We start from the raw sequence: 15,538 nt of genomic DNA, 5'->3' as shown, positions 1-15,538 counted from the left end.
AGAGCCTGTCGGGCCGGCGTTCCTCACGCCCGCCCGACCACCCCGCGAACGGGTCAGTTCTGGTACGTCTTGTCGCGGCCGGGACCTCCGGACAGCAAGTCCTTGCCTGCGCCTCCGTGCAGGACGTCATTGCCGCTGTTGCCGTACAGCTTGTCGTCGCCCGCGCCGCCGTACAGGGTGTCGTCGCCGCGGCCGCCCTGGAGGAGGTCGCGGCCCGCGTTGCCGTACAGCTTGTCGTTGCCGTCGTCGCCGAACAGGGAGTTGTCGCCGCTCGTCCCCGACAGGCTGTCGTTGCCCGCGCCGCCATGGCACTCGGCGCTGCAGTTGACGAGGGTGTCGTTGCCCGCGCCGCCGTTCGCGCCCTCGTCGTAGACCCCGCCGCCGCCGGAGAGACGGTCGTTGCCGCCCTGGCCGTAGAGGACATCGACGCCGTGGCCGGTCAGAGTGTCGTTGCCCGGCCCGCCGTAGATCCTCGTGTACCCGCCGCTGGTGTTGCTGGTCGTCGCGGTGTCGTTGCCGTCGCCGAGGTCGACGATCAGGGAGTCGAGATCGGACGCCGAGGTGTTGGGCTCGGTCACCGTGCAGACCGCCTTGGTGTCGTCGCCGCCGGCCGGGCGGACGCAGCCCGCGCCCAGGGAGATCTTGACGGTGTCGTCGAAGGTGTAGATGAAGTCGCTCAGCTGGGAATCCGGGTCGAACGCGCCGAGCGCCCAGGAGATGGACAGGTGGTTGGTCTGACCGGCGGCCGCCGTGTAGAACAGCTTCTGGCCGACGACGACCGCGGTCGCGCTCTTGGCGGGCGCGGCGTGTGCCGCGGGGGCGGCGACGGTTACGGCCACGGCGGCGGTGGCGAGCGCCAGCGCCCTCGGCAGAGCGGTGATACGGCGACTGAACATGGTCGGTTCTCCTCCACGGGGCCCGATGGGCCCAACGGGGCCCTGGGGGCCGATGAGGTCCGCGCGCAAGTCTGTGTGTATGTCTGTGCGCGTGTGGTCATCCCGTTCGACGACGTCCTCCGAGAAGGAGTTGTGGCTGCCGTCGCACAACCTTTCGGGGTTCAGAGGGAGTTCACTTCTGGTTGCTTCTGTTGTGGTGTGGATACTTCCGGACGTTGGCGGGAGCCCGAAATCAGCAGAGTCGCCGCGACCGATGTGATCGCCATCCCCGGCCCCAGCGCGAACGGCAGATACGGCGCCGCCAGGAGCAGCAGGAACGGAATGCCCAGGCGGCCGCGGACCGCGGGCGGGATGAACCGGCCCGTCGTCACATCGCCGACGAACATGAGGTACTCGTGAAGGCCCAGCGGGAGTAGGACGGGTGGAGGACGGAAGGAGCGGGTGCCGCGGGGCGGCGGTGTGCCGATCTACCGGTGCCGCTGGATGCGGGGGGCGCCGGTCACCGACATCATCAGCGAGTACAAGGACGTGGACGCCGTGATGAAGAGACGGTTGTTCTTGGGGCCGCCGAAGGTGATGTTGGAGACCCTCTCGGGGACCAGGAGCCGGCCGATGAGGGTGCCGTCGGGGTCGTAGCAGTGCACCCCGTCGTCCAGGGCGGCCGCCCACAGCCTGCCCTCGTCGTCGAAGCGGATGTTGTCGAAGTGGACGCCACTCTTTGCTTCCGCGAACGTTCTCCCGTCCGCGAGGGTGCCGTCGTCGCGGACGTCGAAGACACGGATGCGGGCGGCGCGGGAGTCGGAGACGTACAGCTGCCGTTCGTCGGGCGAGAAGACGACGCCGTTCGGCCCGTCGAAGCCGTCCGCGGCGAGCCGTACCTCACCGGTCCCCGGGTCCAGGCGGTAGACGTGGCACGCGCCGGTCTCCGACTCGGCCCGGTGGCCCTCGTAGTCGCTCAGGATCCCGAAGTCCGGGTCGGAGAACCAGACCGAACCGTCCGACCGTACGACCGCGTCGTTCGGGCTGTTGAGCCGCTTGCCGTCGTAACGGTCGGCGAGGACCGTGACCGATCCGTCGTGCTCCGTCCGGGTCACCCGGCGGTTGCCCTGCTCGCAGCTGATCAGGCGGCCCTCGCGGTCCAGGGTGTTGCCGTTGCTGTTGCCCGCGGGGGTGCGCAGGACGCCGACCGTGCCGGTGGGCTCGTCCCAGCGCAGGATGCGGTCGTTGGGGATGTCGCTCCAGATCAGCTGGCGCCAGGCGGGCACGTACAGCGGGCCCTCGGCCCAGCGGGAGCCGTCGTGGAGGACCTCCAGCCTGCCGTCGCCGTTCGTGCAGCGGCCGGTGACGAAGCGGTCGTCGAGTACCTCGTAGATGCCCTTGATCGTGTTCGCTGTGGTCACGTTCGCGACCTTACCGAGCGGACGGGGACCCGGCCGGGCGGACGCTGAGCGGATGCGGGGCGGACGACGGGCGGCGGCCGGGGCGACATCAAGCGGAGTTAGCATCCGTTTATGACTACTGACAGTTCAAGCAGTTCCGTGCTCGACGTCCAGATCGATTCCCTCCAGGGCGGCTCCGCGGACCTCGGGCAGTACCGCGGCAAGACCGTGCTCGTCGTGAACGTGGCCTCCAAGTGCGGGCTGACCCCGCAGTACGCGGGGCTGGAGCGGCTGCACGCGCAGTACGCGGGGCAGGGCTTCACCGTGCTCGGAGTGCCCTGCAACCAGTTCATGGGGCAGGAGCCCGGCACCTCCGAGGAGATCGCCGAGTTCTGCTCCGCGACCTACGGCGTCACCTTCCCGATGACCGAGAAGGTCGACGTCAACGGTGACGCGCGGCACGAGCTGTACCAGCGTCTTGTGGACACCGCCGACGGCGAGGGCCACACCGGGGACATCCGCTGGAACTTCGAGAAGTTCCTGATCGGGCCGGGTGGAGACGTCGTGGCGCGGTTCTCGCCGCAGACCGAGCCGGAGTCGGCGGAGGTCGTGGCGGCGGTGGAGAAGGCGCTCGCGTAACTCCGGGGTCCGCTCTTGAGTGCCGTTGGTTGACCTTGCCCCTGGGGCAGGGAGCAGCGTCCTTTGTCACCGGGCCGAAGGCTCCCGGTGACGGAGGATGGGCTCGTGCAAGAGGAACTGCTCACGATCGGCGCGTTCGCCGCCCGCGCGCGGCTCTCGCCGAAGGCGCTTCGGCTGTACGACCGGCTCGGACTGCTCGCTCCGGCCCACGTCGACGAGGTCAGCGGATACCGCTACTACCGCGCCGACCAGGTCGAGCGTGCCCGCCTGGTCGCGCTGCTGCGGCAGCTCGACATGCCGCTCGCGCGGATCGCCGAGGTGGTGGAGGCCGGGGCGGCGCAGGGCGCGGTGCTCCTCGCCATGTACTGGGCGGATGCCGAGGCCCGGTTCGCTTCGCAGCGGACGCTCGCCGAGTACCTCCGTGGACGGCTGTCAGGGAGGAGTACCGACATGTACGGGAAGTTCGTGGTCGAGACGGTGGATGTGCCGGAGCGGGTGGTGCTGACGGAGAAGCGGCACACGCTGGCGGATGAGCTGCCGGTCTGGATTCCGGCCTCGCTGGGGCGACTGGAGGACGGGGCGCGGGAGTGCGGCGGGACGACCGGCTCGCCCTTCGTCGTCTATTACGCCGAGGTCAGCATGGAGAGCGACGGGCCGGCCGAGTCGTGCGTGCCGGTCGCCGACGAGGAGGCTGCGCGGGCGTGGGCCGAGAAGCGGGGGCGGGCGTCGGGGATCGGGGTGCGGGTGGAGCCGGCGCAACGGCTCGCGTACGCGCGGATCACCAAGGCGCAGGTGGCTCATCCGCAGATCATCGCCGCGTTCGAGGCGGTCGAGGCGTGGATCGGGGAGCGGGGGCTGTCGTACGACGGTCCCTGCCGGGAGGTGTACTTCGCGGACTGGGATGCGGCGGGGCCGGAGGACGCGGTGTGTGACGTGGCGTTTCCGGTGAAGTGAGCCGTGGGCGGGGCGCCCCCCAAACCCCCGATCGGCCTGAACGGCCTCGTCCTCAAACGCCGGACGGGCTGAAGGATGCGGGCCAGCGCTCTTGAGGGGCGCGGGGAACTGCGCGACCAGCCCCCACCGGCCCGCAGCCGAAGCACTCCACGTGGAAGGTGGCCGCAGGGCGGGTCAGCGCAGTTCCTCGGGGCACGGGGTTCCCCGGGGGAGTTGGTACGGGGCCGCCAGGCGGTAGGTGCCGGGGGCGGGGGCCAGGAGCTCCGTCCACTTGTCGCCGGAGGCGTTCTCCGGGGTTTCCATGAGGCAGCCGTTGAGGTTGTCGTACGTCTTCGGCTTACCTTCCGCACGGTGCTTGGACTTCTGCGTCTCCTGCGGCGGCTTCACGCTCTTGCCCTTGGCGTCGACGAGCCCGAGCCACGGGGAGTACGGAATGCGAATGAGAACGCGGCCCGCCTTCTTCACCTCGATGGTCAGCTCGCCCTGCTCCGCCCGGTCGACGACGGCCGGCGGATCGGCCAGCGGCATGGGATCCGTGACCGAGAAGAGCTGCCAGTTCGCGTCGCCCCAGATCTGGCGGAGGTAGGGCATACCGCGCTGGACCAGCCGCCGCTCGCGTTCGCCGCCGTCCCCGTCCGGTTCGCCCTTGGGCAGCACCACGTAGTGAACGGCCCAGCGCTGAAGCCACTCGTGGTAGTTCGCGGAGTTGAGGGTGTCGTCGTAGAAGAGCGGGTTGCGCTCCATGTCGGCCTGGCGGTTCCAGCCGCGGGCGAGGTTCACGTACGGCGCGAGCGCGGACGCCTCGCGGTGGGAGCGGGCGGGTACCACCTCGACGCGGCCCTTCTCGGCACCGACCACCTGGAGCTGGTTCACCAGCGGAGCGAGCTCGCGGGCCCAGGACGCCGCCGGTGTCGTGTGCAAGATGTCGTCGACCGACTTGAAGCCGATCCACCCGACGAATCCGGCGAAGGCGAGGACAGTCACGTACCACTTGCGTGACTTCGGCACCGTGAAGGGGAGCGCGGCGAGCAGCACGACGCCCGCGAACAGCATCGCCAGGCGGGAGATGTTCGAGCCGATCTGGGAACTGATCAGCCACACGAGGAGCACGGCGAGGCCGTACACCGCCGCCGTGATCCGTACCGTCTTCCACTCCTTGGGGACGAGTGCGAAGACCAGCCCGGCGTAGAGCAGCGGCAGCGAGGCCGAGCCGAAGGACATCGGCTGGGTGCCGGAGAAGGGGAACAGCCACGCCGAGACCGCGACGACGACGGTCGGCGCGATGCCGAGCGCGTACGCGCCGGGCCGGCGCTTCTGGAGGAACAGGGCGGCCGCGACCAGGCCCACGAACAGTCCCGCCACCGGCGACGCGGCGGTCGCCAGCGCGGCGAGCGGCGCCGCGCACAGGGCCTTCGCCCAGCGCTTGTAGCGCCAGCGGTACGGCCAGCAGAAGACCACGGCCGCCGCGGCGAGCCCGAAGACCATGCCGAGTCCGTACGTGACTCGCCCCGATATCGCGTTGCAGACGAGCGCGAAGACACCCGCGAGGGCGGGCGCGAGTGGCTTCCGTATCGCCCGGCTGCGGATGAGGATCATCGTCAGCAGGCCCGCCGAGATCGTCCCGGCGATCATCAGCGTCGTACGGACGCCGAGGACCGACATCAGATACGGCGACACCACGCTGTACGACACCGGGTGCATACCGCCGTACCAGGCGAGGTTGTACGCCGAGTCCGGGTGCCGTCCGACGAACTCCGCCCACGCGTCCTGCGCGGCGAGGTCTCCGCCACTGTTCGCGAAAGTGAAGAACCAGGCGACGTGCAGGAGGCCGGCCAGAACGGTGACGGAGGCGACGGGGTGGCGCAGGACGAAGGCCTTGAGGCGGGTACGTCGGCCCTGGACCGCGGGCTCCCGCGTCAGGGACTCCCGCCTCGGGGACTCCGGCGTCACGGGCTCCCGCGGCTCGTCGTCCGTGAGGCTGTCGTCGGCGGGGCCCCCGTCGGTGGCGTGTGCGGGCAGCCGTATTCGCGAGCCCGGTCCGCGACCCGGTTCAGGACCTGGTCCAGGGCCAGGATCGGCGTCGTCGGCGTGTGTCGGCTCCGCTGTCGCCACTGCAAGGCTCCCGTGTCCCGTTTTCTCGTGTTCGGCCCGGGACCCGCGGCCCGCGACCTGCCCCGATCTCGCGACGCTAGCACGCACCCCGCCGGGGAGCTCCCGGGTGGGGCGCCCCGACGGGGTGCGGTGCGTTCGTGCCGCGCTCACGGCGGGCTCACGGCGCGTTCACACGGCGTTCGGGGCGCTTCCGGCGTACGGGGGATACGCCCCCTGCCGGAAGCGCGCCCCACTCGTACGCCCGTACCCGTACCCGTACGCCCGTACCCTCCTGCGTACGTCCACTCGGGCTCGCCGTGTACGGCCGCTCAGCTCACCCGGGTCAGCTTGGCGCCGAAGCCCGGCTCGACGAGGTCCTTCTGGAGCTCGACGGGAACCTGCACGGCGCTGCTGCTGCCGCCGTCGCCCACGGTGAGCGAGCCCACCTTGGTGCCGGCCTTCGCGGAGTGCGGCAGCTCCGAGGAGACGAAGGACAGCTTGACCTTGAGCCCCGCCCAGCCGACCGCCGTGACGTCCTTGGTGATCACGACCGGCGTACGGCCACCGAGCCCGTCGTCGACGTAACCGACGACATCGCCCTTCTTCAGGATCGTCGCGGACTTCAGCGAGGCCTGCGCGGCGCGGATCAGCTTGTCGCCCGCGGCCAGTGCGCCGCCGAGGATGGTGTTGTCGTTGCCGCCGGGGCCCTGGCTGATCACCGCTCCGACGATGGTCCGCACCTCGCCGCCGATCTCCTTGGTCGCCGCGAAGACGAGGTTGCCGCCGGCCGCGGTGGTGGTGCCCGTCTTGATGCCGATGACGTTGTTGGAGCCGACGAGGTGGTTCCAGTTGCTGTGCCTGGTGCCCTTGTAGTCGGTGTACTCCATCATCCGGGCGACCTCGCGGAAGGAAGCGTCCTTCATCGCGGCCTTGGCCAGCCTCACCTGGTCCGCGGCCGTGCTCACGGTCGTCTTCGTCAGGCCGGACGGGTCGGTGTACGTCGTGTTCGTCATCCCGAGTTCCTTGGCGGCGGCGTTCATCTTGGCGACGAAGGCCGTCTCGGAACCGGCGTCCCAGCGGGCCAGCAGCCGGGCCACGTTGTTCGCCGAGGCGATCAGGACGCCCTCCAGGGCCTCCTTCTGCGTGATGGTGTCGCCCGCGTGCACGTTGACGGTCGACTCGTCGCCGGCGTCCGACTGGTCCTCGGCCTTCTGGTCCACCTTGATCTTCGCGCCGTCGCCGGACTTGATCGGGTGGTCGCGCAGGATCAGGTACGCCGTCATCACCTTGGCGACGCTCGCGATCGGCGCCGCCTTCTGTTCGCCGGACGTGCCGAACGAACCGATGCCCTGGACGTCGAGCGCGCCCTGACCGGAGGACGGCCACGGGATGGAGGCGCCGCCGCCGCCGAAGGTGTAGCTGGATTCGGCGGTGAGGTCGAGCGTGGGGGTCGGCACCGGCCGGAGCGACTGTGCGACCGCAAAGACGACCGCGAGCAGCAGGACCAGCGGCGTCCAGATCTTCACCCGGCGCGCGAGCGTCCGCACGGGGGTCTGCGGGGGCGGCGGCGTGTTCGTCAGCTCGGCCAGCAGGTCCAGCGGCGGCTTCGGCGGCAGCGGCTGCTGCGTGGTCCGCTCGGGGCCGACCTGCGGGAGGGCGGCGGTGGCGTCGGCGGGGGCCACCCTGGTGGGCGAGGAGGAGGCGGCGGGAACGGGCGGGGTCGCGGTGGTCTTCGGCTTCACCCTCGACACGGGTTCGTCGAGGGGCTTGAGGGCCACGAATTTGCTGGTGCGCTCGGACGGGGTCTCGGGCTTCGGCCGGTCCGCCTTGGGCTGGTCGGCCTTCGACTGGTCCGCGGGCTTGTCGGTGGCCGGCTTGGCGCCGCCCAACTTGAGCATGGTGGTGGGCTGGTCCACCGCCGGGCGCTTCGGCGCCTTGAAGATGGCGGTGGGCTGGTCGACGGGGGGCTGGGGCGAGTCGTCGGTGTCCGGGACGTCCTTCGCGGACGGCGAGTCGTCGGCGGACGTCGAATCGTCGGCGGACGGCGTGTCCTTGGAGCCCTCGACGTCCGAGGGGGCCTCGGGGGTCGCGGAATCCTCGGGACCTTCGGAGCCCTCGGAGGACTCGGAGCCCTCGGAGGACTCGGAGGACTCGGAGGACTCGGAGGTCTTCTTCGAGGTCCCAGACGTCTCGGACGCGTCCTTCGGAGAGTCCTTCGCCTCCGGCTTCGAGTCCTCGGTCTCGGACTCGGACTCCGTCTCGGACTCGGCGTCCGCCGTGGACTTCGCGTCCGTCTTCGGTTCGGCGTCGGCGTCATCCGGCGCCGTGGCCTCGGCCTCGACCTCGGCACCAACTTCGGCCTCGACCTCGGACTTGGCGTCAGAGTCCGCGTCGGAGTCGGAGTCGGAGTCGGAGTCGGCATCAGCGTCGGCATCGATGTCGGCACTGGCGTCGGACCCCGAAGCCGACTCTCCGTCAGCCTCGCCCTCAGCCCCAGCCTCAACCTCGGCCTCAACCTCGGCCCCAACCTCGGTCTCAGCCTCCGCCTCCGCCCCGGTCCCGGCCTCGATCTCGGTCCCGGCGTCGTCCCCTTCCGCCACCGCAACGGCCTTCTCCGCGCCCCTGGAGGCCTTGGAGGCCTTGTCGGAGTCCTCCGGGCCCGTGGAGGCTTCCGGAACCTCGGACTCCCCCTCAGGGGCCTCCTCGTCCGCCCCTGCGACCCAGGCGGCCACGGCCTCGCGCAGTCGCGCGTCCTCCACGGGGCCCTTCCCCCCGGACCCGGCGGAACCTTCCACCAACGCCCGCGTCGAGAACACCGCCGTCGCCTGATCCACCCGTACGGTGGCGGCCCGTTCGCGGGCCACCGCCAGACGGGGATCGGCCGACGCCGCCGCCGCGGCGGCCCGGCTCGGGCCCGGAACCGCGGCCGGGGTCCCCGGCGTCGCTTCTGCCGACGAAGCCGACGACTCGTGCTGCTTCGACCTGTCGGGGGACTCGCCCGCCACCGATGCCTCCTCCGTGCGCCACCCACCGGGCGCCCAACGAACCGTGAACCCTTGTCCCGCCGCCCGGACATCGCTGTCCGAACCATGTACCAGTGTCCTGTGTGCGGGCTTAACCCCTGCGGTAGACGAGAACGACATACCTACTGGTTCCATCACGAACCGGTCAGGCACTCTCGACAGACCAATGTGAGAGGGGTCACCCTGTCATTCATCCACGCGGGGAGGCATGGATGGGCAGGAGCCGCAGAACTCTTCCGGAAGAGCTTCTGCTGCTGGCGTTGGACCCGACCACGGGTACCACCGCACAGCCGCAGTCGCTCGACCTCGGTCTGGCCGGAGCACAGCTAGTAGAGCTGGCGCTGGCCGGACGGATAGCCCCAGACGGGGATCGTATCGCCGTGGTGCAGCCACGGCCGACTGGAGATCCAACACTGGACTGTGCGTTGGAACTGCTTCGCCGACGCGGAGCACCCGTACGTGCGGTCAACTGGATTGGCGGACCCCGACTGGGGTTGCGCCAGACCTACCTCTCGCATCTGGAGAGGTGCGGCATGGTCCATGCCGTGGCCGGTCAGATGTGCGGGGTGCTTCCGACGACTCGCTACCAAGCGACGGACACGGAGATCAGCCGGGAGATCAAGTCCCGGCTGGACAGCGCGATCCGCACCGGCGTACCGCCGGACCCGCGGACCGCGGCGCTCGCCGCGCTGGCCCATGCGGTCGGTCTCGGCAAGCACCTGTATCCGGGCAATGAGGGACGCTCGTCCCGCTCCCGGCTACGGGACCTGATCAGGCATGACCCCATGGGCGGCCTCGTGGCCCACGCGGTCATGGACGTTCAGAACGGTGTGGGTGCACAGCCACGCCGTAACCCGGCACCGGCAGGCCGCCCGGCCACCGCCGGAGTCAGGTCCGCACCGGAACCCGCCCACGGCGTTCCGATGCAACCGCGCCACGGTTCCATGGCGCGCGCCGTGGTCCACTGAGCCGCAGTCCCACGGCGCCACCAGGCACCGCACGCACCACCACGCACAACAGCACCGCCACGCACCACAAAGAGCACCGCCACGCACCGCCAGCACGACCCCAGCGCCGCACCGCAGTCCCCAAGACCCGGTTCGGGAGCCGCTGGCTCGCGCGGGACGGTGGGGCCGTACGTCCGGACGACGACACGGCTCCACCGCCCCGCGCGGCCGCATTTCGCGGGCGTCGCGCATATGAGGGCGATACGAGTGAAGGCGACGTACGCGTACGCGATCTGCGCGATATGTACGCCAGATCTCCGAACTGGCGCGTACCCAGCGCATATCCGGTGTTTTCCAGCGGTAGAACGCACCTTGGTGGCAGTCTGCTCAACAGCAGATACGCAAAGTAGAGGCCCGCAGCCGGAGGTGCACGTCCCGTGGCGTCAAGTGTCAATCCCACCGTCCGGCGGCGCCGGCTGGGCCAGGAGCTGCGCCGGCTCCGCGAGCTCAAGGGCATGACGGCCGAAGAGGTCGCCGAGCGGCTGCTGGTCTCGCAGTCGAAGATCAGCCGGCTGGAGAACGGACGGCGCAGTATCAGCCAGCGTGACGTCCGCGATCTGTGTGGGGTCTACGAGGTCGAGGACCACCGGATCGTCGACTCCCTGATGCAGATGGCCAAGGACTCGCGCCAGCAGGGCTGGTGGCACTCCTTCGGCGACATCCCGTACAGCGTCTACATCGGGCTGGAAACCGACGCCGCGTCACTTCGCGTCTACGATCCCCAGGTCGTCCCCGGTCTCCTGCAGACCCGGCCGTACGCCGAGGCGCTGATCGCGGGCGCGCTGCCCGAGACCGCTTCCGGTGACATCGACAAGCGCGTCCAGGTGCGCCTGCGTCGACAGGAACGTATCTCCGCCCCGGAGAACCCGCTCCGGCTGTGGACCGTTCTCGACGAGTCCGCCCTGCGTCGCGTCGTCGGCAACCGCTCCCTCATGCGCGACCAGCTGGAACACCTCGTCGAACAGTCCCAGCTCCCGCACGTCACCGTGCAGGTGATCCCCTTCGACATGGGCGCGCACCCGGGACTCAACGGGCAGTACGCGATCCTGGAGTTCCCCGACGCGGCCGACTCCAGCGTGGTCTACATCGAGGGCGTCACCAGCGACCTGTATCTGGAGAAGGCGAACGACGTCCAGAAATACAGCGTGATGTACGAGCATCTGCGGGCGCAGGCCCTGAACGTGGAGCAGTCTCGGCAGTTCATCGCGGACATCGCCAAGGAGTACGCGCGCTGACGCGCACCCCCTGAGAACGGGCCCCGGTGGGAAAGTGCCGGACACTACACCCTCACCACGCCGGGGCGGAAGACTCCAATGGAATATGCCACCCGGACGAGTGAACGGTCACTTCGCCCGCCGATGTTGGCGAGTAGCGTCGATCACGCCATCGAGCAACAACGTTGGCGCAAACCGCACGGCGAGTTCCGTAGCGAACCCGCAGTGCGGTGACAGCAACTCTCAACAACTGGCTATCCGGAGCGAAAATGGCAATCCAGCAAGGCGCCACGGACACGTGGACCAAGTCCTCCTACTCCACCGGCAACGGCGCATGTGTCGAGGTCAAGTCCCCGGTTCTCGCGGCGATGGCCGTACGGGACTCCAAGGTGCCCGCGGGCCCCACGCTGGCGTTCCCCGCGGACTCGTGGAACGCCTTCGTGGCCGAGGTCAGCCGGGGGGCTTCCGACCTCGCCTGATGCGTCGACCTCTGCATCCACCACCACAACTGCACCGACCAACCGCATACGCACCACCGAAATAGCCCTCTCGACTGGCCCGCCGTCCTGGCCGAGGGGGCTAACCCCCTTTTGGGGCTCGGTTCGCCTCCGGGGCGCCCCCGTTCACCTCAGGCGATCCACGTACCTGTCCGTCCCCGGCACCGTCGGGATGAAGGGGGCCACCAGCTCCACCTTCCCCAACCCCCCTTCCGCGACCTCTTCCTCCAGTCCGCCGAAGTGGTCCTCCCAGCACTCCCTCGGGTCCGTCTCCAGGAACCACAGGAGGGTCAGCCGGGTGTCGACGCCCTCGACCTGCTTCACGTACGTCATACGGTCGCCGGGGAGTGGGGTGGGGCGGAAGAGGGTCACCATCGCGGCCGGGGAGCCCGCCAGGCGCCTGGGGAGGTGGCGGGCGCGCAGCCACTCCAGCAGTTCGGCGCGCCGGTCGGCGGAGTCGGCGTCGACGACCTGGAGGACGAGGCCCGCGTAGGGGTGGTCCAGGGCGTGGAAGTCGCGGGGGCCGGCGGCGCCGTCGCGGTACACCGTGGCCTCGTGGTCCTGGAAGGCCGTGAAGACATGTGTCCGGTCCTGGTACACACGGCCGTCGCGATTCAGCCGTTTGTTGATGCCGACGGTCCACCTCATATGGTCGTCGTAGCGGCCCTCGGTGACCCAGTACGTCGAGAGGTAGCAGCCGGCGGTGACCGGCTGGGCGACCGCCGACTTCTCCGGGTACCGAAGGAGTTGGAGATCGCGGGTGGCGACCCAGCGGCGACCCGCGTACATCCAGGGCATGGCCATCGCGCCGGCGTAGTAGTGGTCGTCCTCGTACCAGCGGTTGTACGCGTACTCGTGGCCCGGGTGCGGCTCGACCATGGTGATCAGGGCGTGGCCCGGGTGGACGCCGTACGGGCCGAGGGCGGCCAGTTCCGCGTACACCTCGCTACGGGTCTCCTCCGACATGACGATCCCCTTCCTCGGTCTTCCTTCCTCCGCCGGACGCCCATACTCTGACGCCCCGTCAGACAATGCGCCAGAGCCACGTCAGGGCGAACCGAGCCACAAAGAAGGGGAGGCCTCGGATGTCACTGCTTGCGGGGAAGACGGTCGTCGTCTCGGGGGTCGGCGCCGGGCTCGGCCATCAGGTCGCGGCGGCGGTCGTACGGGACGGGGGCAACGCGGTACTGGGGGCGCGCACGGAGGCCAATCTCGCCTCGTCCGCGGCCGAGCTCGACCCGGACGGCGCGCACACGGCGTACCGGGCCACGGACATCACGGACGAGAAGCAGTGCGAGGCGCTCGCGGAGCTCGCGACGGAGCGGTTCGGGCGGATCGACGCGGTGGTGCACGTGGCGGCCTGGGACAGCTACTTCGGCGGCCTGGAGGATGCGGATTTCGCCACCTGGCAGTCGGTCATCGACGTGAATCTGCTGGGCACCCTGCGGATGACCCGGGCCTGTCTGCCCGCGCTGAAGGTGTGCGGCGGCTCGGTCGTCATCATCGGGACGCAGTCGTCGGTGGCCGCGCCGAGCCAGGTGCGGCAGGCGGCGTACGCGGCGTCCAAGGGTGCGCTGACGAGCGCGATGTACTCGCTGGCGAGGGAGCTGGGGCCCCATCGCGTCCGCGTGAACACCGTACTGCCGGGGTGGATGTGGGGGCCGCCCGTCGAGGCGTACGTCCAGTTCACGGCACACACCGAGGGCGTACCGGAGGCGGACGTCCTGAAGCGGCTCACCGAGCGGATGGCGCTGCCCGAGCTGGCCACGGACGGGGATGTGGCGGACGCCGCGGTGTTCCTGGCGTCCGACCGGGCACGGGCGATCACGGGACAGTCGCTGCTCGTGAACGCCGGCGAACTCATGCGCTAGCGGAACCGATGGCGGATTCCAGTTGGCCGTCCTCTCCCAGCCGTGCGGGACCCGCATCCCGTACGCCTGTCGACTTGTCGGTGTGAACCTGCCTGTGTGGTCTGACGAAGTGCCCGCTCATGGTGTGGTCCACGTCACGAGCACGACAACAGCCGTACGGGTAAAGTGGAGGCAAAATCGTTCTGCTTTCTGATCTGTGTTCATATCTGTGACCGGGAAAGGTCTTGACCGCCCCCTCCGAACGGCGGTTCAATCCCCCAAAGTCCCCGCTCCCGCACGGGGGCACCGCCTATGTGCGTACTGGCGAAGTGCCGTCCGGTATCTGCAGGTTCACAAGGCGGACCCCTGGAGGGGGCACATGAACGGCTTCGACTGGGCCGTCCTGGTCGCGTACTTCGGCGTCATGACCGCGATCGGTGTCTGGTCCCACAAGCGTGTGGACGACGTCAGCGACTTCTTCACCGCGGGCGGCAAGATGCCCTGGTGGCTGTCCGGCATCTCGCACCACATGTCGGGCTACAGCGCGGTGATGTTCACCGGGTACGCCGGTATCGCGTACACGTACGGCATCACCTCGTACGTCACCTGGGCGCTGCCCATCGCCATCGGCGTGCTGCTCGGCGCGAAGCTGTTCGCGCCCCGGCTCAACCGGCTGCGCTCCCGGCTGCACGTGGCCTCACCGCTCGAATACCTCAAGGACCGCTACAACGTGCCGACGCAGCAGGCGCTCGCCTGGTCGGGCATCCTGCTGAAGATCGTGGACGTCGGTGCCAAGTGGGCGGCGATCGCGACCCTGCTGAGCGTCTTCACCGGGGTCACGCTCACCCAGGGCATCCTCATCACCGGTGGCATCACGGCCGTGTACTGCACGATCGGCGGTCTGTGGGCGGACGCGCTGACGGAACTGGGTCAGTTCGTGATCCAGTTGCTGGCGGGGCTCTCGATGCTGATCATCGTGCTGAACAAGATCTCCGACCAGGGTGGTCTGTCCAAGGCTCTCGACTCGCCGAAGCTGCACGGTCACGCGAACGGATTCGCGGGCCCGTACCTCACCGTGTTCTTCATCGCGTACCTGTTCATCAAGCTGTTCGAGTACAACGGCGGGATGTGGAACCAGGCCCAGCGCTACATGGCGACGGGCAGCGCCAAGCAGGCCACGAAGTCGGCCTTCCTGTCCGCCGCGCTCTGGTTCGTGTGGCCGGTGATCCTGTTCATCCCGATGTGGCTGTCGCCGCTCCTCGTCACGGCGAAGAAGCCCGACGGCTCGGACGCGTACGGTCTGATGACCGAGCAGCTCCTCCCCCACGGGCTGCTGGGCCTGGTCGTGGTCGGCTTCTTCTCGCACACGATGGCCATGTGCTCGTCGGACGCGAACGCGATCGCCGCGGTCTTCACCCGGGACGTGGCCCCGGTGCTCTCCAAGGCCGCGCGTGCCTGGGACACCCGGACCGGGCTCATCGCGGGGCGGATCACGACCGTCGCCTTCCTCGGGTTCTCGATGGCGGTGGCGACGCAGGTCAACTCCGCCACCTTCAAGGACATCATCACGGTCGTCATCAAGTGGGTGGCGGGGCTCATGGGGCCGATCGCGATCCCGTTCATCCTGGGCCTGCTGCGACCGTTCCGTAAGTCCGGCCCGACGGCGGCGCTCATCAGTTGGGCCTGCGGTCTGCTCGCGTTCTTCTTCGTCAACTACAACCTGGACTTCTCCCAGCGCACCGATGTGAAGCTGGAGTACCAGGTCTCCGTCCCGATGGTCATCTCCCTCGTCCTGTACATCCTCATCGGCTTCCTGAAGCCCGAGGACACACCGGAGCGGGACGCGATCATCGAGAAGATCAACACGGATGACGACGGGGACGGGGCCGCGGCCGCGGCGATCCCGGCCCCGGCGGAGGCCGCGGACGGGGCCGGCACCGCCAGCCCGTCCGGCGTCTGAGAGCCCCGGCGGCCGGCAGTCGTACGAC

General features: G+C 69.4%; 13 protein-coding genes. 7 read left to right on the top strand and 6 right to left on the bottom strand.

Annotated features, from left to right (window positions below; genetic code table 11):
* Positions 1-53 precede the first annotated feature (53 nt).
* From ACFVWD_RS17970 to ACFVWD_RS17960, 3 genes are all read right to left on the bottom strand, one after another.
* Entirely contained in the window at positions 54-896 is an 843-nt protein-coding gene (locus ACFVWD_RS17970) for a calcium-binding protein (protein ID WP_389597145.1), read from the bottom strand.
* A 161-nt stretch (positions 897-1,057) separates the two neighbouring features.
* Positions 1,058-1,282 (bottom strand): hypothetical protein, encoded by a 225-nt coding sequence (locus ACFVWD_RS17965; protein ID WP_389597143.1) that lies wholly within the window; start codon positions 1,280-1,282, stop codon positions 1,058-1,060.
* A gap of 81 nt (positions 1,283-1,363) precedes the next feature.
* The gene (locus ACFVWD_RS17960) at positions 1,364-2,296 is read right to left on the bottom strand and encodes an SMP-30/gluconolactonase/LRE family protein (protein ID WP_389597141.1); all 933 of its coding nucleotides are present in this window, start codon (positions 2,294-2,296) and stop codon (positions 1,364-1,366) included.
* A gap of 111 nt (positions 2,297-2,407) precedes the next feature.
* On the opposite strand from ACFVWD_RS17960, the gene ACFVWD_RS17955 reads away from it, so the two are divergent.
* Together ACFVWD_RS17955 and ACFVWD_RS17950 are read left to right on the top strand one after the other, a co-directional pair.
* On the top strand, positions 2,408-2,914 hold the full coding sequence (locus ACFVWD_RS17955; protein WP_389597139.1) for a glutathione peroxidase: 507 nt from the start codon (positions 2,408-2,410) through the stop codon (positions 2,912-2,914).
* An 87-nt stretch (positions 2,915-3,001) separates the two neighbouring features.
* Positions 3,002-3,868: a MerR family transcriptional regulator gene (locus tag ACFVWD_RS17950; RefSeq protein ID WP_389597137.1), complete on the top strand. Its 867-nt coding sequence runs from the start codon at positions 3,002-3,004 to the stop codon at positions 3,866-3,868.
* A 174-nt stretch (positions 3,869-4,042) separates the two neighbouring features.
* Here ACFVWD_RS17950 and ACFVWD_RS17945 read toward each other — a convergent pair whose 3' ends face one another.
* A complete protein-coding gene (locus ACFVWD_RS17945) occupies positions 4,043-5,980 on the bottom strand; it encodes an MFS transporter (RefSeq protein WP_389597135.1) in 1,938 nt (645 codons plus the stop codon).
* Between the two features lie 308 nt (positions 5,981-6,288).
* Positions 6,289-8,964, bottom strand: coding sequence for a D-alanyl-D-alanine carboxypeptidase (locus tag ACFVWD_RS17940; protein ID WP_389597134.1), 2,676 nt, complete (start codon positions 8,962-8,964; stop codon positions 6,289-6,291).
* 230 nt (positions 8,965-9,194) lie between these two features.
* Between ACFVWD_RS17940 and ACFVWD_RS17935 the strand changes: the two genes are divergently transcribed.
* The 3 genes from ACFVWD_RS17935 (at position 9,195) to ACFVWD_RS17925 (ending at position 11,682) form a co-directional block, all read left to right on the top strand.
* Positions 9,195-9,950: a GPP34 family phosphoprotein gene (locus tag ACFVWD_RS17935; RefSeq protein WP_101404483.1), complete on the top strand. Its 756-nt coding sequence runs from the start codon at positions 9,195-9,197 to the stop codon at positions 9,948-9,950.
* 416 nt (positions 9,951-10,366) lie between these two features.
* The gene (locus ACFVWD_RS17930; protein WP_099941944.1) at positions 10,367-11,224 is read left to right on the top strand and encodes a Scr1 family TA system antitoxin-like transcriptional regulator; all 858 of its coding nucleotides are present in this window, start codon (positions 10,367-10,369) and stop codon (positions 11,222-11,224) included.
* 248 nt (positions 11,225-11,472) lie between these two features.
* Positions 11,473-11,682: a DUF397 domain-containing protein gene (locus ACFVWD_RS17925; RefSeq protein WP_190170721.1), complete on the top strand. Its 210-nt coding sequence runs from the start codon at positions 11,473-11,475 to the stop codon at positions 11,680-11,682.
* Positions 11,683-11,826: 144 nt separating this feature from the next.
* On the opposite strand, the gene ACFVWD_RS17920 is transcribed toward ACFVWD_RS17925, so the two are convergent.
* Positions 11,827-12,666 carry a hypothetical protein gene (locus ACFVWD_RS17920; protein ID WP_389597132.1) on the bottom strand — a complete coding sequence of 280 codons (840 nt, stop codon included), beginning with the start codon at positions 12,664-12,666 and terminating at the stop codon, positions 11,827-11,829.
* A 119-nt stretch (positions 12,667-12,785) separates the two neighbouring features.
* Between ACFVWD_RS17920 and ACFVWD_RS17915 the strand changes: the two genes are divergently transcribed.
* A complete protein-coding gene (locus ACFVWD_RS17915; RefSeq protein WP_168509250.1) occupies positions 12,786-13,571 on the top strand; it encodes an SDR family oxidoreductase in 786 nt (261 codons plus the stop codon).
* Between the two features lie 358 nt (positions 13,572-13,929).
* A complete protein-coding gene (locus ACFVWD_RS17910; protein ID WP_389597130.1) occupies positions 13,930-15,510 on the top strand; it encodes a sodium:solute symporter family protein in 1,581 nt (526 codons plus the stop codon).
* The last annotated feature ends 28 nt before the right edge of the window (positions 15,511-15,538 follow it).

This window comes from Streptomyces sp. NPDC058086 (genome assembly GCF_042885015.1).
GTDB lineage: Bacteria > Actinomycetota > Actinomycetes > Streptomycetales > Streptomycetaceae > Streptomyces.
The sequence above is the reverse complement of the archived record's forward strand: the minus strand, read 5'-3'. Positions and strand labels throughout refer to the sequence as shown.